The sequence below is a fragment of the Serratia ureilytica genome, assembly GCF_013375155.1.
GTDB lineage: Bacteria > Pseudomonadota > Gammaproteobacteria > Enterobacterales > Enterobacteriaceae > Serratia > Serratia ureilytica.
Genome location: NZ_JABXOF010000011.1, coordinates 52,539 through 79,478 on the forward strand (window position 1 = coordinate 52,539; position 26,940 = coordinate 79,478).

24 protein-coding genes are annotated in these 26,940 nt (G+C 58.9%); 13 read left to right on the top strand and 11 right to left on the bottom strand.

Translation table 11 applies throughout. The annotated features are described in order from the left end of the window. Window position 1: 1 nt before the first annotated feature. The gene (locus HWW83_RS19675; protein ID WP_069100075.1) at window positions 2–502 is read right to left on the bottom strand and encodes a winged helix-turn-helix transcriptional regulator; all 501 of its coding nucleotides are present in this window, start codon (window positions 500–502) and stop codon (window positions 2–4) included. Window positions 503–657: 155 nt separating this feature from the next. Here HWW83_RS19675 and HWW83_RS19680 point away from each other — a divergent pair, with 155 nt between their 5' ends. Further along, window positions 658–1,092: a tautomerase family protein gene (locus tag HWW83_RS19680; protein ID WP_176589496.1), complete on the top strand. Its 435-nt coding sequence runs from the start codon at window positions 658–660 to the stop codon at window positions 1,090–1,092. 195 nt (window positions 1,093–1,287) lie between these two features. Here the strand turns inward: HWW83_RS19680 and HWW83_RS19685 are convergent, their stop codons facing one another. Together HWW83_RS19685 and ychF are read right to left on the bottom strand one after the other, a co-directional pair. Then, a complete protein-coding gene (locus HWW83_RS19685; protein ID WP_176589497.1) occupies window positions 1,288–2,973 on the bottom strand; it encodes a DUF262 domain-containing protein in 1,686 nt (561 codons plus the stop codon). 436 nt (window positions 2,974–3,409) lie between these two features. Continuing rightward, the gene (gene ychF, locus HWW83_RS19690) at window positions 3,410–4,501 is read right to left on the bottom strand and encodes a redox-regulated ATPase YchF (protein ID WP_004941048.1); all 1,092 of its coding nucleotides are present in this window, start codon (window positions 4,499–4,501) and stop codon (window positions 3,410–3,412) included. A 334-nt stretch (window positions 4,502–4,835) separates the two neighbouring features. On the opposite strand from ychF, the gene HWW83_RS19695 reads away from it, so the two are divergent. Further along, on the top strand, window positions 4,836–6,365 hold the full coding sequence (locus tag HWW83_RS19695) for a SulP family inorganic anion transporter (RefSeq protein ID WP_176589498.1): 1,530 nt from the start codon (window positions 4,836–4,838) through the stop codon (window positions 6,363–6,365). 37 nt (window positions 6,366–6,402) lie between these two features. On the opposite strand, the gene pth is transcribed toward HWW83_RS19695, so the two are convergent. Next, the gene (pth, locus tag HWW83_RS19700; protein ID WP_004941053.1) at window positions 6,403–6,993 is read right to left on the bottom strand and encodes an aminoacyl-tRNA hydrolase; all 591 of its coding nucleotides are present in this window, start codon (window positions 6,991–6,993) and stop codon (window positions 6,403–6,405) included. A gap of 301 nt (window positions 6,994–7,294) precedes the next feature. Here pth and ychH point away from each other — a divergent pair, with 301 nt between their 5' ends. Beyond that, complete coding sequence (gene ychH / locus HWW83_RS19705; RefSeq protein ID WP_033642754.1) at window positions 7,295–7,573, top strand: stress-induced protein YchH; 279 nt, start codon at window positions 7,295–7,297, stop codon at window positions 7,571–7,573. 185 nt (window positions 7,574–7,758) lie between these two features. Here ychH and prs read toward each other — a convergent pair whose 3' ends face one another. The 3 genes from prs to lolB form a co-directional block, all read right to left on the bottom strand. Beyond that, window positions 7,759–8,706: a ribose-phosphate diphosphokinase gene (gene prs / locus HWW83_RS19710; RefSeq protein ID WP_004941061.1), complete on the bottom strand. Its 948-nt coding sequence runs from the start codon at window positions 8,704–8,706 to the stop codon at window positions 7,759–7,761. A 174-nt stretch (window positions 8,707–8,880) separates the two neighbouring features. After that, window positions 8,881–9,747 carry a 4-(cytidine 5'-diphospho)-2-C-methyl-D-erythritol kinase gene (gene ispE, locus HWW83_RS19715; RefSeq protein WP_176589499.1) on the bottom strand — a complete coding sequence of 289 codons (867 nt, stop codon included), beginning with the start codon at window positions 9,745–9,747 and terminating at the stop codon, window positions 8,881–8,883. Further along, window positions 9,744–10,367 (bottom strand): lipoprotein insertase outer membrane protein LolB, encoded by a 624-nt coding sequence (lolB, locus tag HWW83_RS19720; RefSeq protein ID WP_176589500.1) that lies wholly within the window; start codon window positions 10,365–10,367, stop codon window positions 9,744–9,746. Before lolB ends, ispE begins: the two co-directional genes overlap by 4 nt. Before the next feature lie 468 nt (window positions 10,368–10,835). Here lolB and hemA point away from each other — a divergent pair, with 468 nt between their 5' ends. Genes hemA through kdsA form a run of 6 tightly spaced genes read left to right on the top strand, consistent with a single transcriptional unit; the run spans window position 10,836 to window position 16,210 of the window. After that, window positions 10,836–12,098 carry a glutamyl-tRNA reductase gene (gene hemA, locus HWW83_RS19725; RefSeq protein ID WP_019454778.1) on the top strand — a complete coding sequence of 421 codons (1,263 nt, stop codon included), beginning with the start codon at window positions 10,836–10,838 and terminating at the stop codon, window positions 12,096–12,098. 31 nt (window positions 12,099–12,129) lie between these two features. Then, window positions 12,130–13,215: a peptide chain release factor 1 gene (gene prfA, locus HWW83_RS19730; protein WP_042784257.1), complete on the top strand. Its 1,086-nt coding sequence runs from the start codon at window positions 12,130–12,132 to the stop codon at window positions 13,213–13,215. Next, a complete protein-coding gene (prmC, locus tag HWW83_RS19735) occupies window positions 13,215–14,048 on the top strand; it encodes a peptide chain release factor N(5)-glutamine methyltransferase (protein WP_122004131.1) in 834 nt (277 codons plus the stop codon). The genes prfA and prmC overlap by 1 nt, the downstream gene beginning before the upstream one ends. A gap of 44 nt (window positions 14,049–14,092) precedes the next feature. Beyond that, window positions 14,093–14,491, top strand: coding sequence for a SirB2 family protein (locus HWW83_RS19740; protein ID WP_033642758.1), 399 nt, complete (start codon window positions 14,093–14,095; stop codon window positions 14,489–14,491). Further along, window positions 14,488–15,297: an invasion regulator SirB1 gene (gene sirB1 / locus HWW83_RS19745; RefSeq protein WP_033646388.1), complete on the top strand. Its 810-nt coding sequence runs from the start codon at window positions 14,488–14,490 to the stop codon at window positions 15,295–15,297. Before HWW83_RS19740 ends, sirB1 begins: the two co-directional genes overlap by 4 nt. 58 nt (window positions 15,298–15,355) lie before the next feature. Beyond that, window positions 15,356–16,210 (top strand): 3-deoxy-8-phosphooctulonate synthase, encoded by an 855-nt coding sequence (gene kdsA, locus HWW83_RS19750; protein WP_004941087.1) that lies wholly within the window; start codon window positions 15,356–15,358, stop codon window positions 16,208–16,210. A 46-nt stretch (window positions 16,211–16,256) separates the two neighbouring features. On the opposite strand, the gene dauA is transcribed toward kdsA, so the two are convergent. Together dauA and HWW83_RS19760 are read right to left on the bottom strand one after the other, a co-directional pair. Beyond that, window positions 16,257–17,945, bottom strand: coding sequence for a C4-dicarboxylic acid transporter DauA (gene dauA / locus HWW83_RS19755; RefSeq protein WP_043141525.1), 1,689 nt, complete (start codon window positions 17,943–17,945; stop codon window positions 16,257–16,259). A gap of 232 nt (window positions 17,946–18,177) precedes the next feature. Further along, on the bottom strand, window positions 18,178–18,663 hold the full coding sequence (locus HWW83_RS19760; RefSeq protein WP_069100068.1) for a heme-degrading domain-containing protein: 486 nt from the start codon (window positions 18,661–18,663) through the stop codon (window positions 18,178–18,180). Between the two features lie 198 nt (window positions 18,664–18,861). Between HWW83_RS19760 and HWW83_RS19765 the strand changes: the two genes are divergently transcribed. Then, window positions 18,862–19,962 carry a GGDEF domain-containing protein gene (locus HWW83_RS19765; protein ID WP_069100067.1) on the top strand — a complete coding sequence of 367 codons (1,101 nt, stop codon included), beginning with the start codon at window positions 18,862–18,864 and terminating at the stop codon, window positions 19,960–19,962. Window positions 19,963–19,994: 32 nt separating this feature from the next. On the opposite strand, the gene mfd is transcribed toward HWW83_RS19765, so the two are convergent. Both mfd and HWW83_RS19775 read right to left on the bottom strand, forming a co-directional pair. Next, the gene (mfd, locus tag HWW83_RS19770) at window positions 19,995–23,468 is read right to left on the bottom strand and encodes a transcription-repair coupling factor (RefSeq protein WP_176589501.1); all 3,474 of its coding nucleotides are present in this window, start codon (window positions 23,466–23,468) and stop codon (window positions 19,995–19,997) included. Between the two features lie 10 nt (window positions 23,469–23,478). Continuing rightward, complete coding sequence (locus tag HWW83_RS19775) at window positions 23,479–23,739, bottom strand: hypothetical protein (protein ID WP_046686897.1); 261 nt, start codon at window positions 23,737–23,739, stop codon at window positions 23,479–23,481. A gap of 38 nt (window positions 23,740–23,777) precedes the next feature. On the opposite strand from HWW83_RS19775, the gene lolC reads away from it, so the two are divergent. Genes lolC through lolE form a run of 3 tightly spaced genes read left to right on the top strand, consistent with a single transcriptional unit; the run spans window position 23,778 to window position 26,924 of the window. Beyond that, window positions 23,778–24,980 (top strand): lipoprotein-releasing ABC transporter permease subunit LolC, encoded by a 1,203-nt coding sequence (gene lolC / locus HWW83_RS19780; RefSeq protein ID WP_004941116.1) that lies wholly within the window; start codon window positions 23,778–23,780, stop codon window positions 24,978–24,980. Continuing rightward, the gene (gene lolD / locus HWW83_RS19785) at window positions 24,973–25,677 is read left to right on the top strand and encodes a lipoprotein-releasing ABC transporter ATP-binding protein LolD (protein WP_004941120.1); all 705 of its coding nucleotides are present in this window, start codon (window positions 24,973–24,975) and stop codon (window positions 25,675–25,677) included. The genes lolC and lolD overlap by 8 nt, the downstream gene beginning before the upstream one ends. After that, window positions 25,677–26,924, top strand: coding sequence for a lipoprotein-releasing ABC transporter permease subunit LolE (gene lolE, locus HWW83_RS19790; protein WP_033642765.1), 1,248 nt, complete (start codon window positions 25,677–25,679; stop codon window positions 26,922–26,924). The genes lolD and lolE overlap by 1 nt, the downstream gene beginning before the upstream one ends. Window positions 26,925–26,940: the final 16 nt, after the last annotated feature.

The window sequence follows — 26,940 nt, forward strand, 5'->3', positions numbered from 1 at the left end:
ATCACAACGAACGGGCTTGGCCGACGGCCAGCCGCCATTGCGTCATTTCGTCGGCGCCCGGCCCGGCCGCCAGCGCGAGGTTTTGCGCCGGCAGCGATTCGCCGGTCACGGCATCCACCGCGCGCAGGGTGGCAGGGTGGCCGGTTACGCGGTCAACCACGCGCAGCGGCGGCCCGGCCAGCTCGGACAGATTCCATTTGTCGCCAATCTGAATCATCGCCATCACCAGCAGCCCGAGATCTTTTCCTTTCTCCGTCGGCAGATACTCATAACGAGCGGGGCGCGTTTGGTATTGCCGCTTTTCGATAAGGCCGTGGCTTTCCAGGGCCTTGAGCCGGTCGGCCAGCGTATTGTTGGTGATGCCGGTCGAGTGGCGCAGATCGTCATAGCGCGAGAGCCCCAGCAGCAGATCGCGCATGAGAATAGCGCCCCAGCGATCGCCCAATGCCGACAGCACGTGCGCCACCGAGCACGTCATGCCTTCAAACCCTTTTGCTTTCACGTTGCTTTACCTCCGCTTGCCGCCTGATTGCCGAGAATGTTATCGCCTCGGCTTGATAACTTCAATAATTGGAGTTATTACTCTTATTATTGGAGTTTATCATTAACCGCGGCTGATGGCCTGAACGCCGGCCGGAAACCCTAGGAGACAACGCGATGCCACTGTGGCAGATTTACCACCCTGAGCCGGCCTTCAGCGCCGCCGATAAACGCGCGATTGCGCAGAAGGTCACCGTCCTGTACCAGGACTTTTTGCCGCGCTTTTACGTCAACGTGTTCTTCCACGCGCTGCCGCCAGGTTCGGCCTATCTCGGCGGCGAACCGGCCGATGATTTCGTGCGGGTGACCATCGACCATATCGCGCGCGCCATGGACAACGACGCAGAGCAGCAGCAATTCCTGGCGGCCTGCACCCGCATCCTGCAACCCTACCTTGCCGCGCGCGGGTTGCGCTGGGAGCTGCACGTGGACGAAACGCCGTTCTCACTGTGGACTATCGAAGGTTTGAAACCCCCGTTGCCGGGGACGGCAGCGGGGGAGAAATGGCGCAGCGAGAATCGGCCTTCGGTGTGGGAGGGGGAAATAGGGTGAGACTGGGGATACTCAGGACAAAAAAATCCACGCCGAAGCGTGGATTTTTGGATAGTGGAGAACAGGGGGATTATGATGCAAGCTTGGATGTCTTTGCGAGTCATGCCAATGCATTACTGAGGGCATTTAGCTTATAATTCAGGCCCTGTTCTCTTCAAACTAGTATACACCTGTTTGTTTGGAAATAGATGATGCTCATGGGTTTACTATAATCTGTTCAGCTAACTGGTCACGATTGGATTTTATTTTAGCAATAGTCCAATTTGATTCGTGAGTTATCTTTAAGCTTCGCGGGTAATCTGACATACGATCCTTGAGATATCTTTCCTTTTTAACCTCGAAGTCATGATTGCTGGCTGATGAGTTCTTCGATTTGCTAAGAAGTACCAAGTTACCAATACAATCAACTACATCAATATGTTCTGAATAATCTTCGTCTTTAATCCAATCGGAGGTGCCCGACGGATTTCTAGGGAAAACATGTTCGATAGATTTGGCGTTTATTTCTTTGTATACATCATGTTCACTTGCTGTAATCTCAAGGCGTAGTAAAAAGTATTTTGCAAACCTTGATCTGTACATGTCTTTTAATTTTGCAGCTTCAACTATCGTGGCTGGATTGTATTTTATTTCGTCCAAGATTTCTGAAGGTTTACTTTTTGAGTCTATAAGCTTTAGTATTCTTGAGTATATGCTAAAGCGTTCATCTTTTCTTATTCCTGAGACCCATTGCTCTAAGTAAACTTTTTCTATTTCTAGCATGAACTCGTAGAATAAATCCCCAGCGAATTTTTTTGCGAAGAACATAAGGCAAGCGCGCCACTCTGACGCTTCGAACTCACTGTCCATAATATGGATCATAGCCCTGAATTTTAAAGCGTTAGGGTCTGTTTTCGTTAAATAGTCTTTATCTGCAAATATACGCCTATAAAGATCGCAATATACCTTTAGTTCGTCTACGAATTTTTCACCTTTGGATAAAAGACCTCTTTTGAATATTTTATTTTCAAATTCTGCAAATAAGTCTTCTTGTGGTTTCTCTTTAATTAATATCATTCGCATAGCGAATAATACAGATTCAAATTCCTTTTCACCAATATCATTCTCCAAATCTTCCCATTGTCTTGCTACACGTTCTCTTATCCCTGAGTTGGCTATTGCATCAGGAGATATATTTTGCGCTTTGAGGATATCAATTCTTCTTAACTGTCTTCCTCTATCATTCACAATAGTGAAAAGTCGGAAAGCATCATCAAATGTTGATGTTGCTAAATATATAATATTGCAATGCTGATTTATGAAACGAGTGAAGTTTTGTAACTCATCTTGGGTGTATTTATTCAATGCTGATTTAAATATAGTTATTGCTTTTACGTATCTAGTCTGAGGCTCAGCGAGTTCATCGGCTTTATAAATTTTTTCTGTCCCTCCCTCAGCTAACACTATTTCTCGGAAAGTTTGTCGGTCTTTAACAGAGATTCGAGGTAACTCAGGAATACCATCAACCTGGTTCTCCTCTTGGACTATTTTTCCCTGCAGGTGTTTTTTGAAGTTTGGATCGTCTATTAAATCTCGTAGACAGGCAAATAGGATAAGTAATGACGTGATTCTTTGCTGTCCATCGACTACATCATATAGATTCTTTTCCTCTTTTTTATGAAGGACTAGCGTCCCTAGGAAATATTGATGTCCACTCCTGGCTAATTCCAAATCGTCAATTAGATCTTGAAAGTTAGATTCATCCCAAGCAAATGGTCTTTGATAGTCTGGGATAGCGAAAAAAAAGTCTGATGAAAAAATCTTACCAACCGATTCTATTTTTCCCTCTAAATTGTTCATTGTTTCTCCATGGTCTTTTGAATAAGGTTTACTATCTATCATAGATCCTTTCTCACGAAACAGGAATAGACTCGGAGGATATTTATGTGGAATTTGTTGATTTGTTGCTATTCTTCGATTGTTTCAACTTTTATGATTGAGAATAATATAGGATATAAATTTTTTCAGAAAGTGCAATAAATCCATATCGAAATAATTTAAATGATAATAATTTCAGGTTAATTATTTTTAGTCGAAATATTCACGCTGGCATGAGGAAAAACATATAGTCGAACTGAATAGATAATATCTGAGAGAATGAAATAGATCTCCTTTTCTAATTCCATTAAAGAATCTATTTTAAGTGGTATATTCGTATCATAATATACAGATTTCTGAAAACTTCAGTGTTATAACTAATGAAAACATAAAATTAAAAATGCAAAAGCCCCCGGTTAAGGAGGCTTTTAGATGACCAACATGCTAGCAATGTGAAGAATTAGACGTTGAACAGGAAGTTCATCACGTCACCGTCTTTGACGATGTAGTCTTTACCTTCTGAGCGCATTTTACCGGCTTCTTTGGCGCCTTGTTCACCCTTGTAGGTGATGAAGTCGTCGAAGGCGATGGTTTGCGCGCGGATAAAGCCTTTCTCGAAGTCGGTGTGGATCTTGCCGGCCGCCTGCGGGGCGGTGGCGCCGACCGGGATGGTCCAGGCGCGTACTTCTTTCACGCCGGCGGTGAAGTAGGTCTGCAGGTTCAGCAGCTCATAACCGGCGCGGATCACGCGGTTCAGGCCCGGCTCTTCCAGGCCCAGCTCGGCCATGAACTCGTCGCGCTCTTCGTCTTCCAGCTCGGCGATATCGGATTCCACAGCGGCGCACACGGCAACTACCACGGAGCCTTCGGCATCGGCGATTTTACGCACGGTGTCCAGGTACGGGTTGTTCTCGAAGCCGTCTTCGTTAACGTTGGCGATGTACATGGTCGGCTTCAGGGTCAGGAAGCTCAGGTATTTGATCGCCGCTTTGTCTTCTGCAGTCAGATCCAGCGCGCGCAGCATGCCGGCGTTTTCCAGGTGCGGCAGGCATTTCTCCAGCGCCGCCAGCTCGGCCTTGGCGTCTTTGTCGCCGCCTTTGGCTTTCTTCTGCACGCGGTGGATGGCGCGCTCACAGGTGTCCAGGTCAGACAGCGCCAGCTCGGTGTTGATGACGTCGATGTCTTCGGCCGGATCGACCTTGTTGTTGACGTGAATGATGTTGTCGTTTTCGAAGCAGCGCACCACGTGGCCGATGGCTTCGGTTTCGCGGATGTTGGTCAGGAACTGGTTGCCCAGGCCTTCACCCTTGGACGCGCCTTTCACCAGGCCGGCGATGTCGACGAATTCCATGGTGGTTGGCAGAATGCGCTGCGGCTTGACGATCTCGGCCAGCTTATCCAGACGCGGATCGGGCATCGGCACCACACCGGTGTTCGGTTCAATGGTGCAGAACGGGAAGTTGGCTGCTTCAATGCCCGCTTTGGTCAACGCGTTGAACAGGGTGGATTTGCCTACGTTAGGCAGGCCGACGATACCGCATTTGAATCCCATGTTGTAATCACCTTAAATATCTTAACTATCAGTCTGTTAGATTTAACCAACTGCATAAAGGGCAAAATAATGCCGCTATTATACACGTAATGGGCGTTTATCTCGATCAGACTTGCTTGGCCGGGGCGAATGCAGCGCGGGCGACCGGTTTTTGATTGAGATTTGGATCACATTTAACCATACTGGCCGTTCCGATTAACCGACAGGAAACGCGCCGGATGTATTTCTTGCCTACGCCACCCTGAGCTGTGCCCGCCTGCAGTCTGCCGCGCCTTGCGGTACCCCATACCCGCTACGCGGGGAGATGATGTCATCTGTCATAAGTGAATAATGCATGTTTAACCTGAGTAACGTCAGGATCGCGGACGTTAAAAATGAAGTCCTGGCGGGCTTTGTGGTGGCGGTTTCGATGATCCCCGAGGCGGTCGGCTTTTCGCTGGTCGCCGGTCTTTCGCCGATCGTCGGTTTACATACCGCGTTTATTATCGGCCTGGTCACGGCGCTGTTCGGCGGCAAGCCGGGCATGGTTTCCGGCGCCGCAGGTTCCATTGTGGTGGTGCTGATGAGTCTGGCGGCGCAGTACGGCATGGGTTACGTGCTGTGGGCCACGCTGTTTGCCGGGGGGATTCAAATCCTGATCGGCGCCTTCCGGCTGGGCAAGTTCATTCGCCTGGTGCCGCTGCCGGCGATCCACGGCTTCGTCAATGGCCTGGCGATCGTCATCATGCTGGCGCAGCTGAAGATGATCGCCGGGCAGGGGCCGCTGATGTACGGCCTGGTGGCGCTGGCGATTGCGGTGGTGGTGCTGTTCCCGCGCCTGACCAAAGCCATTCCGTCTTCGCTGGCGGCGCTGCTGGTGGTTTCGGCGTTGGCGATCGGCCTCAATCTGCATACGTTGCGGGTGGGCGATCTGGCGGACATTTCCGGCGCGCTGCCGCACTTCAGTCTGCCGACGGCGCCGTTTACCCTGGAGATGGTGCGGGTGGTGCTGCCCTATGCGGTGGTGATCGCCCTGGTCGGTTTGATTGAATCGCTGCTGACCATGATGGTGCTGGATGAAATGGGCGGCAAGAAGGGCAACGGCAACCGCGAAAGCATCGCGCAGGGCGCCGGTAACGCGGTGTGCGGCCTGTTCGGCTGCTTCGCCGGCTGTGCGATGATCGGTCAGTCGATCATCAACTTCACCTCGGGGGGGCGCGGGCGCATTTCCGGCACGGTGGGCGCCATTCTGTTGATTCTGTTTGTGGTCAGCCTGTCGCGCTATATCGGCCTGTTGCCGGTGGCGGCGCTGGCGGGGGTGATGCTGGTGGTGTGTTACAACACCTTCGAGTGGAGCTCGCTGCGCCGTTTGCGCCGCATGCCGAAAGCCGATGCGCTGGTAATGATCATCGTCACGCTGATCACCATCTTTACCGATCTGGCGGTGGCGGTGATCAGCGGGGTGATTGTCTCGGCGCTTGTGTTCGCCTGGCAGCAGGCGCGCATCCGCGTGCGCCAGCGGCAGGTGGCGGGCGACGTGGCGGTGTATCAACTGGATGGCCCGCTGTTCTTCGGCTCCGCCGCCGCTTTCGCCGAGTTGTTCGATCCGCAGAGCGATCCGCAGAATGTGGTGCTGGATTTTGCCGGCACCCGGGTGATGGATTCCAGCGGCGTAGAGGCGATCGATAAGCTGACGGCGCGTTATCTGGCGGCGGGAAAAAGCATCCGCCTGCGCCACCTGAGCGGTGACTGCGTGCGCTTGCTCAAGCGCGCCGGGCCGTTCTGCAGCCATGAGCTGGACGATCCGCAGTATTACGTGGCGGAAGAGGGCTTCACTGCCGAAGATCGCCGGGTGGGAGAGGAAACCTTCAACCCGCGCGGCTAAAAGCAGGCAGCGGGCAGGGCGCCCGCTGCGGCAAGGTTCAGGCCTGCGCCTTGAAGCTGTGCAGGCGCTGAACGGTTTTTTCCAGCCCGTCCTTCATCAGCATCTCGGTGCAGCGCAGCGACTCGTCGATCGCTTCGTCAATCATCTTCTGCTCGCTGGCCGGCGGCTTGCCGAGCACGAAGCCCACCACCTTGTTCTTGTCACCCGGATGGCCGATGCCGATGCGTAGGCGATAGAAGTTCGGGTTGTTGCCGAACTTGTTCTGGATGTCCTTCAGGCCGTTGTGGCCGCCGTTGCCACCGCCGAGCTTGATTTTGGCCACGCCGGGCGGCAGATCCAGTTCGTCGTGCGCCACCAGGATCTCGTTCGGTTCGATGCGGTAGAAGTTGGCCATCGCCAGCACCGCTTTGCCGCTCAGGTTCATGAAGGTGGTCGGCACCAGCAGGCGCACGTCGTTGCCCGCCAGGTTCAAGCGGGCGGTGTAGCCGAAGAACTTGCTCTCTTCTTTCAACTGCTGATTGTGGCGCTGGGCCAGCAGATCGACGTACCAGGCGCCGGCGTTGTGGCGCGTCTGGGCGTATTCCGCGCCCGGGTTGGCCAGGCCGACTATCAATTTAATACTGCTCACTGGGAGATTCGCTATGATCAGGGTAATGGAAAGGGCCTTAGTCTACCTGTCGGGGCGGCGAATGACAAAATCCGATCTCCGCCATCGTCTTAGGTAAGAAAGACGAATGATTCATTAGCTGAATAATTCAATTTGTCCGCTAATTTTCAGCGCCGTGTTAAGAAGTGTCAATAATTCTTTACCATTTGTGATCGCCCCCGCAATCCCCTTGCCGCCACAAGGACTATACTTAACTTATCAAAGTGGGTTAACAAGTTGCAGCGTTATCCCGGTTGGCACATGGCAATCATGGAGGTGGCATATGAAACGTAGAAACGCGGACAGAATGGGCAACTTTTTTATGGGGCTGGGCCTGGTCGTGATGATCGGCGGCGTCGGATACTCCATTCTTGCTGAAGTATCGCAGTTCAATTTACCGCAATTTTTCGCCCACGGCGCCATCATGAGCATCTTCGTCGGCGCGCTGTTGTGGCTGGTGGGCGCGCGTATCGGCGGCCGCGAGCAGGTAGCGGATCGCTACTGGTGGGTAAAACACTTTGATAAACGGTGCCGCAACGATCAACATCGTTCGTCGCATTGATTAAAAAAGCAGAAGGGAAGCAAGAGCGGGGCAAGGGAACATCTGCCGTGCATTAAGGTTTGAGGTCATGTCGGACTACAAGTAGAAAACCCGTTGTTGCTCGCGCACCAACGGGTTTTTCTTTTTCTGCTGTCGGGCTCGCTATCTTTCCGGCACGGTGGGCGCCGCACCGGAAAGACGACGAATCAATGCTCGAACATCGCAGAGATCGACTCTTCGTTGCTGATGCGGCGGATGGCTTCAGCCAGCATGCCGGACAGGGTCAGAGTGCGAACGTTTTTCAGTGCCTTGATTTCCGGCGACAGCGGAATGGTGTCGCAGACGATCACTTCATCAATCACCGAGTTCTTGATGTTGTCCACGGCGTTGCCGGAGAAGATCGGGTGCGTCGCGTAGGCGAATACGCGCTTGGCACCGCGTTCTTTCAACGCTTCAGCCGCTTTACACAAGGTGCCGCCGGTGTCGATCATGTCGTCGACCAGCACGCAATCACGGCCTGCCACGTCACCGATGATGTGCATCACCTGAGAAACGTTCGCGCGCGGGCGACGTTTGTCGATGATGGCCATGTCGGTGTCGTTCAGCAGTTTGGCGATAGCGCGGGCACGCACCACGCCGCCGATATCCGGAGAAACCACGATCGGGTTTTCCAGATTTTGCTGCAGCATGTCTTCCAGCAGGATCGGGCTGCCGAACACGTTGTCTACCGGTACGTCGAAGAAGCCTTGAATCTGCTCAGCATGCAGATCCACCGTCAGAACGCGGTCAACCCCTACGCTGGAGAGGAAATCGGCGACAACCTTGGCGGTGATTGGCACACGCGCGGAACGCACGCGGCGATCCTGGCGGGCATAGCCGAAGTAAGGGATAACGGCGGTAATACGACCTGCGGAGGCGCGACGCAGGGCGTCGACCATCACAACCAGTTCCATCAGGTTGTCGTTGGTCGGGGCACAGGTGGACTGGATGATGAAAATATCACCGCCGCGTACATTTTCGTTGATTTGCACGCTCACTTCGCCGTCGCTAAAACGACCTACAGCGGCGTCACCAAGGCTGGTGTACAAACGGTTGGCAATACGTTGTGCTAGTTCCGGGGTGGCGTTACCAGCAAAAAGCTTCATATCAGGCACGAGAAGAACCTCAGGCTTGCGTCCAGAGAAGATATTGTCATGCGACATCGCCAAGGGGCAGTCGGCGACGCCGGCGCAATATACATACGGGTATGTAAAACTAAAATTGAGACCGCAGGCAGCGCAGGGATAACAGGGCCAGGTGTGCATGACCCTGCGCAGCGAAACGTTGAGCTACGACTCAAACCGCCCGGAACGGATGCGATGTAGTGGGGAGACGTTAACGCCGCGCGCTACAAAACCACACAACCACTCCGGGGCTTGATTTAACACCTGACGGGCGGCGATTTCTGTGTCGAATTCAGCAAACACACAAGCACCTGTGCCAGTCAGGCGTGACGGGGCGTATTCTAACAGCCATGAAAGAAGCTGTTCAACCTCGCGAAAACGTTTTCTTGCGATCGGTTCGCAATCATTTGCGTACGGCGCCTGCAACAGCTCACTTAAGGAGCGAACCGGGGTGTTTCTTTTCAATTCGGCGTCGCCGAAGATAACCGGCGTCGGGATGCCGACGCCGGGATGCGCCACCAGATACCATTTTTCCTGCGGCTCGGCCGGCTGCAGGCGCTCGCCGATGCCTTCGGCGAAGGCGGCGTGGCCGCGCACGAACACCGGCACGTCGGCGCCGAGGCTGAGCCCCAGCTCTGCCAGTTGGTCGTCGCCAAGACCGCAGCGCCACAATTCGTTCAGCGCCACCAGCACGGTGGCGGCGTTGGAGGAACCGCCGCCCAAACCGCCGCCCATCGGCAGGCGTTTGTCGATGCTGATGTCGGCGCCGCGCGGCGCGGTCTGCAGGCCGCGTTCATTGCAATAGCGTTGCAGCATGCGGGCGGCGCGCACGATCAGGTTCTGCTCGTCCGGCACGCCCTCGACCGGCGTCAGCAGGTGAATGCGTTCGTCCTGACGTGGGTCGATGGTCAGGGTGTCGCCGTAGTCCAAAAACTGGAACAGCGTTTGCAGTAGGTGATAGCCGTCTTCACGACGGCCGGTGATGTACAAAAACAGGTTGAGTTTCGCGGGGGAGGGCCACTGACGGATCATTTGAGCGTCCAGTTATCCATCTTCAGCTTGATGCGCTGGTCGCCCTGCTGTAGCTCCAGACGGTTCGGCAGCGTCGGCTGCACGTCGTTGCTGTAGCCCTGGTAATCCACCTTCCAGGTCTGGCCGCCTTGCTGATAGGTCAGCTTGTTCAGGCGATATTGATCGTCCAGCGCAAAATCGCTGGCTTCGCCCGGCAGGCCGAGCATCCACTGGCGCAGGTTGTTCAGCGGGATCGCCATGCCGGTCAGCTTGCGGATCATCTCTTCCGGGTTGTCGCTGACGTAGCGTTTGCCCTGGTTGTCGGTCAGCTGCACCGCGTTTTTCTGCACGTTGAGATCCATTTCCGTGCTGCCCAGTGGGTTGGTCAACAGCAGGCGGTAGCGTTCCGGCGAGAACTGCTGCCAGAAGAAACGGGCGTAGACTTTTTTCTGATCAGACAAGTAGGCGAAGGAGCCGCGGGTCTGATAGGTGCTGAGCTGCTGCACCGCCTGCTCATGGGCGCGCCACTGCGGTGAGGTCGGGCTGGTGGCCGGGCCGGTCGGCTTGGTGGTGGTACAGGCGGCCAGCACCAGGCTGGCCAGCGGGATCAGACGGAGCAAACTAACTTTGCGTATTGGCATAACTTTCTCTTGTCCTTTTGTCCTTGCGGGCATGCGCGACGAAACCCGGATTCAGCGCTCACGCTAACGGGGCGGCGGCGACGCGTCAATTTTTTGCTGCATCGCGTTGAATCTTGCCGCTTTTGCCGGCGCAATGCCAACCCGGCGCGCGTGTCGGGGTCGCCATTAAGATTAACACAATCGGCCGAAGGCGGGGGAGGCGCGCCCGATAAGCGGTGCCGGAGTTGCGCAAACGCCGCCGCTGCGTACGCCGAATAGCGTGCGCGTTATCGCAAACTGCGCTAAAATTTAAGCAATTAACCTGCCCTATGACTATTTATCCTGCTGTATTTATTGCTTATTCATTAATTGATGTCATCTATGACAGCGATTGAACGGAAGATGCGGTTGTTACTTTTATTGATCCCGCGCATCAAGTAGAATGCCGTTCAACGAGAACCCGTACCAAGATAAGTATTACTCGAAGCAATGACCCTGCTGGCGTTAGGTATAAATCACAAAACCGCTCCGGTTTCTCTGCGTGAAAGGGTGACCTTCTCGCCAGAGTCCATCGATGAGGCGCTAACCAGCTTGCTCCAACAACCGTTGGTGCAGGGCGGCGTCGTGTTGTCCACCTGCAACCGCACCGAACTGTATCTCAGCGTAGAGCAACAGGAACACATGCACGAGCAGCTGGTCGCCTGGCTGTGCGCGTATCACAACCTGCGCCCGGAAGAGGTGAAGAAAAGCCTGTACTGGCATCAGGGCAACGACGCGGTCAGCCATCTGATGCGGGTGGCCAGCGGGTTGGACTCACTGGTGCTGGGCGAACCGCAGATCCTCGGCCAGGTGAAAAAGGCCTTCGCCGAGTCGCAACGCGGTCAGTCGCTGTCCGGCGAGCTGGAGCGGCTGTTCCAGAAATCCTTCTCCGTCGCCAAGCGCGTGCGCACCGAAACCGAAATCGGCGCCAGCGCGGTCTCCGTGGCTTTCGCCGCCTGTACCCTGGCGCGGCAGATCTTCGAATCGCTGGCCGATCTCAACGTATTGCTGGTGGGCGCCGGTGAAACCATCGAGCTGGTGGCGCGCCACCTGCGCGAACACAAAGTGCGGCACATGATCATCGCCAACCGCACCCGCGAGCGCGCGCAGCTGCTGGCGGACGAGGTCGGCGCTGAGGTGATCACCCTGCCGGAGATCGACGAACGCCTGGCGGACGCCGACATCATCATCAGTTCCACCGCCAGCCCGCTGCCGATCATCGGCAAGGGGATGGTGGAGCGCGCGCTGAAGGCGCGCCGCAACCAGCCGATGCTGCTGGTGGATATCGCCGTACCGCGCGATATCGAGCCGGAGGTCGGCAAACTGGCCAACGCCTATCTGTACAGCGTGGACGATCTGCACGCCATCATTCAAAGCAACCTGGCGCAGCGCAAAGCGGCGGCGGTGCAGGCGGAGTCGATCGTGCAGCAGGAAAGCACCAACTTCATGGCCTGGCTGCGTTCGCAGGGCGCGGTGGAAACCATCCGCGACTACCGTTCGCAGGCCGACCAGATCCGCGCAGAAATGGAGGCCAAAGCGCTGGCCGCCATCGCGCAGGGCGCCAACGTGGAGCAGGTTATTCACGAGCTGGCCCATAAACTGACCAACCGTCTTATTCATGCCCCCACCAAATCCCTCCAGCAGGCCGCCGGCGACGGCGACGTGGAGCGGTTGCAGTTATTACGCGACAGCCTCGGGCTGGATCAGCATTAGTTTTCTCTATTAACAGGGTTTATTACCACGCATGAAGCCTTCTATTGTTGCCAAACTGGAAGCGTTACAAGAGCGCCATGAAGAAGTGCAGGCGCTGCTCGGCGATGCCGGCGTCATCGCCGACCAAGACCGGTTCCGCGCGCTGTCGCGAGAATACGCGCAGCTGACCGACGTCAGCCGCTGCTTCCTGGAATGGCGTCAGGTGCAGGAGGATCTGGAGACGGCGGAAACGATGCTGGACGATCCGGAGATGCGCGAGATGGCGCAGGAAGAGCTGAAACAGGCGCGGGCGAGCAGCGAAGAGCTGGAACAGCAGCTGCAGGTGTTGCTGCTGCCGAAAGATCCGGATGATGAGCGCAGCTGCTTCCTCGAAGTGCGCGCCGGCACCGGCGGCGATGAGGCGGCGATCTTCGCCGGCGATCTGTTCCGCATGTACAGCCGTTACGCCGAAGGCCGCCGCTGGCGCGTCGAGGTGATGAGCGCCAACGAAGGCGAGCACGGCGGCTTCAAAGAAGTGATCGCCAAAGTTTCCGGCGACGGCGTGTACGGCCAGCTGAAGTTTGAATCCGGCGGCCATCGCGTGCAGCGCGTGCCGGAAACCGAATCCCAGGGGCGCATCCACACCTCCGCCTGCACCGTGGCGGTGATGCCGGAAGTGCCGGAAGCCGAGCTGCCGGACATCAACCCGGGCGATCTGAAAATCGACACCTTCCGCTCTTCCGGCGCCGGCGGCCAGCACGTTAACACCACCGACTCGGCGATCCGCATTACCCACCTGCCGACCGGCATCGTGGTGGAGTGTCAGGACGAACGTTCACAGCACAAAAACAAAGCCAAGGCGATGTCGGTGCTGGGCGCGCGCATTCGCGCCGCCGAGATGGCCAAGCGCCAGCAGGCCGAGGCGTCCACTCGCCGCAACCTGCTGGGCAGCGGCGATCGTTCCGATCGCAACCGCACCTACAACTTCCCGCAGGGGCGGGTGACCGACCACCGCATCAACCTGACGCTTTACCGCCTGGACGAAGTGATGGAAGGCAAACTGGACATGCTGATCCAGCCGATTGTGCAGGAGTATCAGGCCGATCAGCTGGCTGCGCTGTCCGCCGAGCAAGAGTGATGGATTATCAACACTGGCTGAAAGCCGCCGCCGCGCGTTTGACCCACAGCGACAGCGCCCGGCGCGACGCGGAAATCCTGTTGGGTTTCGTGACCGGCAAGGCCAGAACCTTCCTGATGGCGTTCGGGGAAACCCTGCTGACGCCGCCACAGCAACAGCAGCTGGAGACGCTGCTGGCGCGCCGCGAACGCGGTGAGCCGGTGGCCTATCTGGTGGGCGAGCGCGAGTTTTGGTCGCTGCCGCTGTCGGTCTCGCCCGCGACGCTGATCCCGCGCCCGGATACCGAATGCCTGGTGGAACTGGCGCTGGCGCGCCTGCCGCCGCAACCCTGCCACTTCCTCGATCTCGGCACCGGCACCGGCGCCATCGCGCTGGCGCTGGCCAGCGAGCGCCCGGATTGTTCGGCAATCGGCGTCGATGTGCAGCCGGACGCGGTCGCGCTGGCGCAGCACAATGCGCACAAGCTGAAGATCGACAACGTCCGGTTTTTACAGGGCAGCTGGTTTGCGCCGGTGGCGGGGCAACGCTTTGCGCTGATCGCCAGCAATCCGCCCTATATCGACGCCGCCGATCCGCATTTGTCGCAGGGCGACGTGCGCTTCGAGCCCGGCAGCGCGCTGGTCGCCGCCGATCATGGGCTGGCGGATCTGGCCGACATCGTGCGCCAGGCGCCTCATTATTTGCAGCCGCAGGGCTGGCTGCTGTTGGAACATGGTTGGCAGCAGGGCGAGAGCGTGCGCGCGCTGCTGCAGGCCGCCGGATTTTCCGCTGTCGCCACCCACCGTGATTACGGCGACAACGACCGCGTGACGCTCGGCCAATGGCCGGGATAAGCGCCCCTCATAATAACGACGCCCGGGCCATCTAAGGGAGCATCATGACTGCATACACCGCGTTGAAACATTTCCATTTGCTGACGGTCGCCATCAGTATTACCTTGTTTGTGCTGCGTTTTTACTGGCAGTGGCGCCGCTCGCCGATCGTGGGCCGCCGCTGGGTCAAGATAGCGCCGCACCTGAACGATACGCTGCTGTTCGTCAGCGGCATCGCGCTGGTGGTGACGTTCGGGTTTTATCCGCTGCTGGGTATGGACTCATGGCTGACCGAGAAGCTGTTTGGCGTTATTATCTATATCCTGCTTGGCTACGTCGCATTGGGCAAGAAGACCAAAAGTCAGCGGCTGCGAACCGTGGCGTTCGTGCTGGCGTTGGGCTGTCTGTATCTGATAATTAAACTTGCCACGACGAAAATACCGTTTCTGATGGGATACCTATGAGTAGCATTGCTGATTTTGAATTTAACGCCTCGCCGCTGAGCGAAGGGGTGATCCTGGTGTCGCAGTCGGTGCGGCGCGATTTTCCCGCTGCCGACGTGGAGCGCAAGCTGCAACAGCTGGTGGATGAAGCGCGCGCGGCGGTGCCGGCCGACATCACACAGGAGCAGCAACTGGATGCGCTCATCGAACTGTTCTACAAAACCTGGGGATTCGGCGGCGCCAGCGGCGTCTATCGCCTGTCGGACGCCATCTGGCTGGATAAGGTGCTGGAGGGGCGGCAGGGCACGCCGGTTTCGCTCGGCACCATCTTCCTGCATATCGCCAACGCGCTGGATTTGCCGCTGCTGCCGGTGATTTTCCCCACTCAGCTGATCCTGCGCGCCGATTGGCTGGATGAAGAGCTGTGGCTGATCAACCCGCTGAACGGCGAAACCCTGAGCGAACACCAGCTGGAAGTGTGGATCAAGGGCAACCTGGGGCTGGGCGCCGAGCTGGAAGACGACGATCTCGACGAATCCGAGAACATCATGGTGGTGCGCAAGATGCTGGATACGCTGAAGGCCGCCCTGATGGAAGAAAAGCAGTTGGAAATGGCGCTGCGCACCAGCGAAACGGTGCTGTGCTTCGATCCGGAAGATCCGTACGAGATCCGCGATCGTGGGCTGATTTACGCCCAGCTGGAGTGCAACCATATCGCGATTTCCGATCTCAACTATTTTGTCGAGCAGTGTCCTGAAGACCCGGTCAGCGAAGTGATCAAAGTGCAGATCCATTCGATTGAGCCGAAACAGGTGACGCTGCATTAATTCAATGACTCCGTGCAGTTTGCAAGGCGACGGTTACAACCTTAACAAAGGCGAAAGCATGAAACAGAAAGTGGTTAGCATTGGCGACATCGACGTAGCAAACGACCTGCCGTTTGTGCTGTTTGGCGGTATGAACGTGCTGGAATCGCGCGATCTGGCGATGAGCATCTGCGAGCACTACGTCACCGTGACGCAAAAACTGGGCATTCCTTACGTTTTCAAAGCCTCTTTCGACAAAGCCAACCGTTCTTCCATCCACTCGTACCGCGGTCCGGGCCTGGAAGAAGGGATGAAGATCTTCGAAGAGCTGAAGAAAACCTTCGGCGTGAAAATCATCACCGACGTTCACGAAGCGGCGCAGGCGCAGCCGGTTTCCGAAGTGGTTGACGTGATCCAACTGCCGGCCTTCCTGGCGCGTCAGACCGATCTGGTGGAAGCGATGGCGAAAACCGGCGCGGTAATCAACGTCAAGAAGCCGCAGTTCGTCAGCCCGGGGCAGATGGGCAACATCGTCGACAAATTCAAAGAAGGCGGCAACGACCAGGTGATCCTGTGCGATCGCGGCAGCAACTTTGGTTATGATAACCTGGTGGTCGACATGCTGGGCATCAACGTGATGAAGAACGTGACCGGCGGCCATCCGGTAATCTTCGACGTGACCCACGCGCTGCAGACCCGCGATCCGTTCGGCGCCGCGTCCGGCGGCCGTCGCGCTCAGGTGGCCGAGCTGGCGCGCGCCGGCATGGCGGTTGGCCTGGCAGGGCTGTTCCTCGAAGCGCACCCGGATCCGAACAACGCCAAGTGCGACGGCCCGTCCGCGCTGCCGCTGGACAAGCTGGAGCCGTTCCTGGCGCAGATGAAAGCCATCGACGACCTGGTGAAGAGCTTCCCGGAGCTGGATACCAGCAACTAAGCGCTCATCGCCAAAAAAAAGCCCGACTCGTCGGGCTTTTTTACGTTTAGGCGCCGGTAGCCGCCAGCGCTTCCGGCAGCGTCGGGTAGAACTGCAAGCGGCCCTCGATCGGCTGCACCCGCGCACGCGCCAGGGTTTTCAGCGGCTGGAACGGCACGTCGGTGATCACCAGTTTCTTGTCCGCCGGCAACACGTCGATAAAGCGTCGCAGGGCGCTCAGACCGCCGGCGTCGAGCACCGGCACCGCATCCCATTGCAGCACGATCGTGCGATAACTTTCGCTGCGCGTCAGCAGTTCGGTAAAGATGCGCTCGGCGGCGGCGAAGAACAGCGGGCCATTCACTCGCAGCACCAGGCGGCCGTCATCGGCGCTCAGTTCGCTTAGCCGCGTCATGCGGGCGATGCGGCGCATAAACAGCAGCGACGCCAACACGATGCCCACGGTAATGGCGATCACCATGTCGAACAGCACCGTCAGCGACATGCACAGCAGCAGTACCAGAATGTCGTCCTTCGGCGCCCGGCGCAGCAGGTAAACCACCTTGTGGGCCTCGCTCATGTTCCAGGCGACCATCAACAGCAGCGCCGCCATCGCCGCCAGCGGCAGATAAGAGAGCCATGGCGCCAGAACCAGCAGCGCCAACAGCACCAGCAGCGCGTGGATGATGGCGGATACCGGTGAGGTGGCACCGGCGCGCACGTTGGCCGCTGAACGGGCAATTGCGGCGGTCGCGGTGATGCCGCCGAAGAACGGCGCGATGATGTTGCCCGCGCCCTGGCCGATCAATTCGCTGTTCGAGTTATGCTTCTTACCGGTCATGCCGTCGAGCACCACTGCGCACAGCAGCGACTCGATCGCGCCGAGCATTGCCATCGAAAATGCCGCCGGCAACAGGGCGGAAACGGTTTGCCAGCTCAGGGTGAACGGCTGCCCGCCGCCGCCCGGCAGATCCCAGGGCAGCAGCAGCTGCGGCAGGATCGGCGGGATGCCCTGGCCGCTGCTGCCATCGGCCAGCAGGTAGCTGAAGCGGGAACCGATGGTCGCCACCGGGTGGTCAAACAGCGTCAGCAGCCCCATCAGCGCGGTGCCCGCCAGCAGCGCCGGCAGGTGGCCGGGCACCCGCAGGCCGAGCTTGGGCCAGAAGATCAGGATCAAGAGCGTCACCGCGCCGATCAGGGTATCGCCGAGATCCAGCGTTGGCAGCGCCTGCAGCAGGGCGTACAGCTTGCCAACGTAATTTTCCGGCGTGTGCGCCAGCTGCAGGCCGAAAAAGTCCTTGATCTGCATGGTGGCGATGGTGATGGCAATGCCGGAGGTAAAGCCCAGCGTCACCGGCAGCGGAATGTACTCGATCAGCCGGCCAAAGCGCGCCAGCCCCATCAGCAGCAAAAATACCCCGGAGATCAGCGTGGCGACCAGCAAGCCGGCCAGGCCAAACTGCTGCGAGACCGGATAGAGGATCACCACGAAGGCGGCGGTGGGGCCGGAGACGCTGTAGCGCGAACCGCCGCTGACGGCGATGACGATGCCGGCGATGGCGGCGGTATACAGGCCGTACTGCGGCGGCACGCCGCTGGCGATCGCCAGCGCCATCGCCAGCGGAATGGCGATAATGCCGACCGTCACCCCGGCGATAGCGTCTTTCAGCAACCGCGCCAGACTATAAGGTTCCCGCCAGCAGGCGTCTATCAGCGCGCTGAAGGGGCGAATTTTGTTTATTTCATGCGTTTTCATCTACGGTGCGTACCAAATCTTCAAAAGTGAAAGGAATGGCGGGCCCGATGAGGTCCGTCTTGTCACGTGACAGATACCATACGCCTTTTGTTCAGCGGATTACCAGACCTGCGTCAATTTGGCACAGGAAATCAGAGTGTCGTCGTTTTATCCGGCGCTAAATGCCGTTAACAGGTAAGTCAGCCGCAGATTCTGCGGCTGAAAAAGAAAGGAATAATCAAGGTTTTGGCGGTTAGTGCAGAGCGGGTAGGGATAAGCCGAGAAAGTGGGCTAAAGTGCTTACCAACAGCTGGTGATCTTCCTTCTGCGGCGCGCCGGAAATGCTGATGCTGCCGACGCAGCCGAGGCAGGTCAGGGTGAGCGGGAAGGCGCCGCCGTGCACCGAATAGTCGCGTACGCTCAGCCCGTAACGTTCCTCCAGCGACGTTTGCCGCTGCTGCAGACGCAGGCCGATGGCGTAAGAACTTTTGTGAAAATGGTTTACCAGATTGCGCTTGCGCCGCACCCAGTCGGCGATGTCCGGCGTGGCGCCCGGCATGGCGTAATAAAACAGCGTCTGCCCGGCCAGTTGGATTTCGATGGCGATGCTCAGGCCGCGTCGCTCGGCGGCGGTTTTCAGCGCCGCGCCCAGCTCCCAGGCGGTGGTGGCGTCAAAATGGGTAAAGGCCAGCGTCGCTTCCTGTTCGCTGAGCGCCTGCAGTTCATCGTCGATATTCATGCGTTTCTCCCCCGATATACAAAGGACAGAGTAGCCTGAAGCGAGCATCGTGAGATAGACGGCTTGGCGATAAGATAGAACTGCTACTCTATTAATAGACTGTGTAAAATGGCCGCCGCCGAAGCGGAGACGACAGGGATGCGTTATTCAACGTCTTTACATTACCCCTGGCGATCCCGAGGAGCGCGCTGACTATTTATGACTTACATTGCGTCCATTTCCACCCTTTACAGCGACGCTTGCATCACCTATGCCACGCTGTCGGTAAGCTATTTCGTTCTCAGCAAGAATGCCCCGTTTTCCTACCGTTCCGCACTGTGGAAGCGCGTCGTGTTCGGCCTGCTGGCCGGGGTGGCGGTGCTGTATTTGAGTCAGGATCGGCTGGTGTTGACCGATAAGGTACATTACAGCTTTGCGATGATCCCGATGATACTGGTGACGTTCTTCGGCGGCGGCGTCAGTGGGCTGGTGAGCTTTCTGTTCGCTATGGCACTGACCGGCGGCTTCACCGTCGATAACCTGTTCATCGCCTCGATTGTCGCGCCGCTGCTGCTGTCGCGGGTGTGGCTGAAGAAATCCCATCGGGTGTTTTACCTGACGATCGGCGTCATCGCGCTGTATCGCATCGTTGTGGTGTGGCTGTTGGTGGACCTAAGGGGGCTGTGGCCGGATGTGTTGCTGTACCAGGCGGCTTCGGCGCTCTGTCTGGCGATTTGCTATCATGCGCTGAATTTCAAAGAGCGCCACATCTACGCCTATTTCGCGATGCGCGCGCGCGCCACGACCGACAGCGTGACCCACATCAACAACCGCGCCAGCGTCGATTATCACCTGATGCTGCAGCGCGCCGAACGTCGCCCGTGTGGGCTGATGATCCTCGATTTGGATAACTTCAAAAACATCAACGACACTTACGGTCACCCGGCCGGCGACGTGCTGCTGGCGAGCGTGGGGCGGCTGTTGCAAAACAGCGTGCGCAATGAGGACTTCGTCGGGCGCTACGGCGGCGAAGAGTTTATGGTGATCACCGCCAGCTACGATCCGCAGGTGATCGGCGGGGTGGCCGAGCGCATTCGCAGCGCGGTGGAAAGCTCGACGTTCTTGCTGAATGCGCACGACGAAGCGCACATCACAATGTCCATCGGCGTGTCGCTGTATCTGCCTGGCATGATGCTGGACAAGGCGATCGCCATGACCGACGAAGCGTTGTATGAGGCGAAGCGCAGCGGCAAAAACCGGGTGGTGACCAGCCGCGTGATGCAGCTGGCGCCGCTGGGCGCCGGATTCCCGCGCGAGTAAGCCGCCCCCGCCGCCACGGCGGGGGCGTTGGCTCAGGCCGCCAGCGTGTGTTCGCGGAAGGCGTTCAGCAGCTCTTCGGTGAACGTCAGGCGTTTCTGGCGATCGGCCAGATCGAGCGTGAACTTCAGCTTGCTCGGGCCATCCAGGCGGTAAACCTGCGGATTGCCCTGCAACAGGCCGATCAGATAACCCGGGTCGACGCGGTTATTGTCGCCGAACTCGATAAAGCCGCCGCGCTCGTTGCTCTCGATGCGTTTGATCCCCAGCTTCTGCGCATGTAGCCGCAGCGCTGCGCACTGCAACAGGTTACGCGCCGCGTCCGGCAGTTGACCGAAGCGGTCGATCAGTTCGACCTTCAGCTCATCCAATTCACCGTCGTTCTTCGCGCTGGCGATGCGCTTATACAGCGACAGGCGGGTATTGACGTCGGGAATGAAATCTTCCGGCAGCAGCGCCGGCATGCGCAGCTCCACCTCGGTCTGGCTGTTGGTGAGATCTTCCAGCGACGGTTCGCGGCCGTTTTTCAACGCGTCGACGGCGCTTTCCAGCAGCTCCATGTAGAGCGAGAAGCCGACGGTGGTCATCTGGCCGCTCTGGTCTTCGCCCAGCAGCTCACCGGCGCCGCGGATCTCCAGATCGTGGGTCGCCAGCGCAAAACCGGCGCCGAGGTCTTCCAGCGAGGCGATGGCCTCGAGCCGTTTATGGGCGTCGGTGCCCATGGCTTTCGGGTTTGGCGTCAGCAGATAGGCGTAAGCCTGGTGGTGCGAACGCCCGACGCGGCCGCGCAATTGATGCAGCTGCGCCAGGCCGAAGCGATCGGCCCGCTCGATGATGATGGTGTTGGCGCTGGGAATATCGATGCCGGTTTCGATGATGGTGGTGCACACCAGCACGTTGAAGCGCTGGTGGTGGAAATCGTTCATCACCCGTTCCAGATCGCGTTCGCGCATCTGGCCGTGGCCGATGGCGATGCGCGCTTCCGGCACCAGCTCAGCCAGACGCTGCGCCGCTTTCTCGATGTTTTCCACGTCGTTGTAAAGGTAGTAAACCTGGCCGCCACGCAGCACTTCGCGCAGGATCGCCTCGCGCACCACCAGGCTGTCGTATTCGCGCACGAAGGTCTTCACCGCCAGCCGGCGCGCCGGTGGGGTGGCGATGATCGACAGATCGCGCATGCCGCTCATCGCCATATTCAGCGTACGCGGGATTGGCGTGGCGGTCAGCGTCAGGATATCGACATCGGCGCGCATCGCTTTGATGCGCTCCTTGTGGCGCACGCCAAAGCGGTGTTCTTCATCGACGATCAGCAGCCCCAGGTCTTTCCAGCGCAGATCGCTCTGCAGCAGTTTGTGGGTGCCGATGATGATGTCCACTTTGCCTTCGGCCGCGTCGTCCAGCACCTGCTGCTGCTCTTTGGCGCTGCGGAAGCGCGACATCATCTCGATGCGGATCGGCCAGGTGGCGAAGCGATCGCGGAAGTTGTCGAAGTGCTGCTGCGCCAGCAGGGTGGTCGGCACCAGCACCGCCACCTGCTTGCCGTTTTCCACCGCCAGGAAGGCGGCGCGCATCGCCACTTCGGTTTTGCCGAAGCCGACGTCGCCGCATACCAGGCGATCCATCGCCAGCGGTTGGCACATGTCGCTCAGCACCGCATTGATCGCCTGCTCCTGGTCCGGCGTGGTTTCGAACGGGAAGCTCTGGCAGAACAGCTGGTACTGCTCGCGGTTGTGTTTGAAGGCGAAACCGGCCTTGGCGGCGCGCTGGGCGTAGATATCCAGCAGCTCGGCCGCCACGTCGCGCACCCGTTCGGCCGCTTTCTGCCGCGCGCGCGTCCAGGCGTCACCGCCCAGTTTGTGCAGCGGGGCGTTTTCGTCCGCGCCGCCGGCGTAGCGGCTGATCAGATGCAGCGAAGAAACCGGCACGTACAGCTTGTCCTCACCGGCGTAGGAGAGGATCAGGTATTCGGCCTTGATGCCGCCGGCTTCCAGCGTGGTCAGGCCGACATAGCGGCCAACGCCGTGCTCCAGGTGCACCACCGGCTGGCCGGGATGCAGTTCCGCCAGGTTGCGGATCAAGGTATCGGTGTTGATGGTGCGCCGGTTGTCCTGTCGGCGGCGGCTGACGCGCTCGCCGAGCAGATCGCTTTCGCAGATCAGCGCCCGCTGGCGCAGGCCGTCGAGGAAGCCGTGTTCGGCGGCGCCGACCATCATGTAACGGCCCGCGGTTTCTGCCTGATCGAGACGCTGAATCAGCGCCGGCGCCAGCTTGATGCGGCCGAGCAGATCCTGCAGCGTTTCACGCCGCCCCTCGCTCTCGACGGAGAAAATCACGCTGCCGTCGAAGCCTTCGATAAAGCGCCGCAGGTTATCCAGCGGGGATTTATGCTGCGCCTGCACCGCCAGATCGGGCAGGGCATGGTAGTCCAGATTGGTATTGCCGGCCTTGGCCGGCAGCTCATCGGTTTTCAGCGCGATGCGCGGCCAGGCCTTCAGCTCGCCGAACAGCGCGTCAACGCGCAGCCACAGCGTATCCGGCGCCAGCAGCGGGCGCATCGGATCGACGCGGCGGCTTTCGTAACGTTGGTTGACGTCCTGCCAGAAGCGCTCGGCGGCGCCCTCCAGATCGCCGGTGTTGACGATCAGCGTATTGGCCGGCAGGTAGCTGAACAGCGACGGCAGCGGTTGGCTGAAGAACAGCGGCTGCCAGTATTCGATACCGGCGGGCCAGGCGCTTTTGCTGACCTGCTGATAGATATGCTCGGCGTCGCGGCGCACCTCAAACTGCTCGCGCCACTGGCTGCGGAACAGCTCGATGGCGTTCTTGTCGGTGGGGAACTCGTGGGCCGGCAACAGATTGATGGCCTCGACTTCGCTCAGCGTGCGCTGGGTATCGACGTCGAAGATGCGCAGACTGTCGATTTCGTCATCGAAAAAGTCGATGCGGTAAGGCTCGTCGCTGCCCATCGGGTAAAGATCGAGCAGCGCGCCGCGGGTGGCGAATTCGCCGTGCTCCATCACCTGATCGACGCTGCGGTAGCCCGCCTGCTCCAACTGCGCGCGCAGCTTGTCGCGCGACAGACGCTGGCCTTTCTTCATCACCAGCGCGTGGCCGTGCAGGAACTCGTGCGGGCAGACGCGCTGCATCAGGGTGTTGACCGGCAGAATGATCACGCCGCGCGCCATGGTCGGCAGGTGATACAGGCTCGACAAACGATCCGAGATGATTTCCTGATGCGGCGAGAAGCTGTCGTACGGCAGGGTTTCCCAGTCGGACAGCGTGGTCACCATCTGGTCGGTGAACTGCTGGATCTCGTCGCGCAGCCGCAGGGCGTTTTGCATGTCCGGCGCGATCAGCATCACCGGGCCAGGATGGCGTTCGACGATCTCGGCGCACTCCACGGCACAGGCCGCGCCGGTCAGTTGCCCCAGTTGGCGCAGATCGCCCGCGCGATCGGGCAGAGAATAACGAGGGGATGAAGAACGGTTACGGCTATCGGAAGTGCTCATTCAGGTATCTTTAATCAATGTGTTGGATGGCGTCCCGGCACGGATAACCCAGCGCCTTTATGCTGTTTATAGTAGCCCAGCGGCCGGCAAACTGACACAGCAAAAAGCGCTGCCCATCAATTTTCTGCCGGTTATTTAACCGGTTAATGCCGTCTGTTTTTTGCGGCTGAGGATAAATAACGCGCGAAGCTGCCGCCGTCTCCCTCTTCGCCGCTACGCAATAAAAGGCCCTCGGGTGTTCCCTAAACGAGGGAGAGCCTTTATTATCCATGATCACTTTGCTTAAGCCACGGCTATCAAACGGATTTCATGTATCAACCTGTCGCGTTATTCATTGGCCTGCGCTATATGCGCGGGCGAGCCTCAGACCGCTTCGGGCGGTTTGTTTCCTGGCTTTCCACCATCGGCATTACGCTGGGGGTGATGGCGTTGGTCACCGTGCTGTCGGTGATGAACGGTTTCGAAAAGGATCTGGAGAACAACATTCTCGGCCTGATGCCGCAGGCGTTGGTCACCAGTCCGCAAGGATCGGTCAACCCGCAGCAGCTGCCGGCCTCCGAGGTGCAGAAGCTGCAGGGCGTCACGCGCGTTGCGCCGCTGACCACCGGTGACGTGGTGCTGCAAAGCGCTCGCAGCGTGGCGGTCGGGGTGATGCTCGGCGTGAATCCCGACGAGGCCGACCCGCTGACCCCGTATCTGGTCAACGTCAAGCAGCAACAGCTGCAGCCGGGTCAATACAACATCATCATCGGCGAACAGCTGGCGGGGCAACTTGGCGTCAAGCGCGGCGATTCACTGCGCGTGATGGTGCCGAGCGCCAGCCAGTTCACGCCGATGGGCCGCATTCCCAGCCAACGTTTGTTCACCCTCATCGGCACCTTCCACGCCAACAGCGAGGTGGACGGCTATCAGCTGCTGGTCAACCAACAGGATGCTTCGCGCCTGATGCGTTACCCGGCCGGCAACATCACCGGCTGGCGTCTGTTCCTGCAACAGCCGCTGACGGTCGATACCCTCAGCCAGCAGGCGCTGCCGGCGGGCACCGTCTGGAAAGACTGGCGCGATCGCAAGGGCGAGCTGTTCCAGGCGGTGCGCATGGAGAAGAACATGATGGGGCTGCTGCTCAGCCTGATCGTGGCGGTGGCGGCGTTTAACATCATTACCTCGCTCGGCCTGCTGGTGATGGAGAAGCAGGGCGAGGTCGCCATTCTGCAGACCCAGGGGCTGACCCGCCGCCAGATCATGTCGGTATTCATGGTGCAGGGCGCCAGCGCCGGCATCATCGGTTCGCTGCTCGGCACGCTGCTCGGCGTGCTGCTGGCCACCAATCTGAATAACCTGATGCCGATCCTCGGCGCATTGATCGACGGCGCTTCGCTGCCGGTGGCGGTCGATCCGCTGCAGGTGACGATCATCGCCGTGGTGGCGATGGCGGTTTCCCTGTTGTCCACGCTTTATCCTTCATGGCGCGCTGCCGCCGTACAACCCGCTGAGGCTTTACGTTATGAGTAACCATCTTTTGCTGCAGTGTGACAACCTGTGCAAGACCTATCAGGAAGGCAACCTGCACACCGACGTGCTGCGCAACGTCAGCTTTGCCATGCAGCAGGGCGAGATGATGGCGATCGTCGGCAGCTCGGGTTCCGGCAAGAGCACCCTGCTGCACCTGCTGGGCGGGCTGGACTCGCCGACCTCCGGCGAGGTGATTTTCAAGGGCGAATCGCTGAACGCCATGTCTTCGGCGGCCAAGGCTGAGCTGCGCAACCGCCAGCTGGGCTTCATCTATCAGTTCCACCACCTGTTGCCGGACTTCACCGCGCTGGAAAACGCCGCCATGCCGCTCTTGATCGGTGGCGCCAAACCGGCGCAGGCGCAGGAGAAAGCGCGGGAGATGCTGGCGGCGGTCGGGCTGGAAAAGCGCAGCAAACACCGTCCGTCCGAGCTTTCCGGCGGCGAGCGTCAGCGCGTGGCGATCGCGCGCGCGCTGGTCAATAACCCGGCGCTGGTGCTGGCGGACGAACCGACCGGCAACCTCGACAAGCGCACCGCGGACAGCATCTTCGATCTGCTCGGCGAGCTGAACGTGCGTCAGGGCACCGCTTTCCTGGTGGTAACGCACGATCTGCAGCTGGCCAAGCGCTTGAGCCGCCAGTTGGAAATGGCCGACGGTCACCTGCAGGCGCAGCTGACCCTGATGGGGGCCGAGTAATGGCGGGAGCCTCACTGTCCTTCCTGACGGCCCTGCGTTTCAGCCGCGGCCGTAAACGCGGCGGCATGGTGTCGCTGATCTCGGTCATCTCCACCATTGGCATCGCGCTGGGGGTGGCGGTGCTGATCGTCGGTCTGAGCGCGATGAACGGCTTTGAGCGCGAGCTGAAGAACCGCATTCTGGCGGTGGTGCCGCACGGCGAGCTCGAGCCGGTCAATCAGCCGTTCAGCGGCTGGCCGTCGATTCTGCAGCGGGTGGAAAAGGTGCCGGGCATTGTGGCCGCCGCGCCGTACATCAACTTTACCGGCCTGATGGAAAACGGCGCGCAGCTGCGCGCGGTGGAAGTCAAAGGCGTGGATCCGCAGCAGGAGAGCCGACTGAGCGCGCTGCCGCAGTATGTGCAGGGCGACGCCTGGGCCAACTTCAAGCCCGGCGAGCAGCAGGTGATCCTCGGCAAGGGCGTGGCCGACGCGCTGGGCGTCAAGCAGGGCGCCTATGTCACGGTGATGATCCCCAACAGCGACCCTGAGATGAAGCTGCTGCAGCCGAAGCGTATTCGCCTGCACGTGACCGGCATTTTGCAGCTCAGCGGCCAGCTCGATCACAGCCTGGCGCTGGTGCCGCTGGCCGATGCGCAGCAGTATCTCGACATGGGTGACAGCGTCACGGGTATCGCTCTCAAGATGAACGACGTGTTCGCCGCCAACAAGCTGGTGCGCGACGCCGGCGAAGTGACCAACGCTTACATCTATATCAAGAGCTGGATCGGCAAGTACGGCTACATGTACCGCGACATCCAGATGATCCGCGCCATCATGTACCTGGCGATGGTGCTGGTGATCGGCGTGGCCTGCTTCAACATCGTCTCCACGCTGGTGATGGCGGTGAAAGACAAAAGCGCCGACATCGCGGTGCTGCGCACCCTGGGCGCCAAAGACGGCTTTATCCGCGCCATTTTCATCTGGTATGGGCTGCTGGCCGGGCTGCTGGGCAGCCTGAGCGGCGTGGTGATCGGGGTGATCGCCTCGCTGCAGCTGACCAACATCATCCGGGGCATCGAGAAACTGGTCGGCCACTCCTTCCTGTCGGGCGATATCTACTTCATCGACTTCCTGCCTTCCGAGCTGCACTGGCTGGACGTGCTGATCGTGCTGGCGACCGCTATCGTGCTGAGTCTGTTGGCCAGTTGGTATCCGGCGAGGCGCGCCAGCCGCATCGATCCGGCGCGGGTGCTGAGCGGACAATAAAACCCACGGGGAGGCA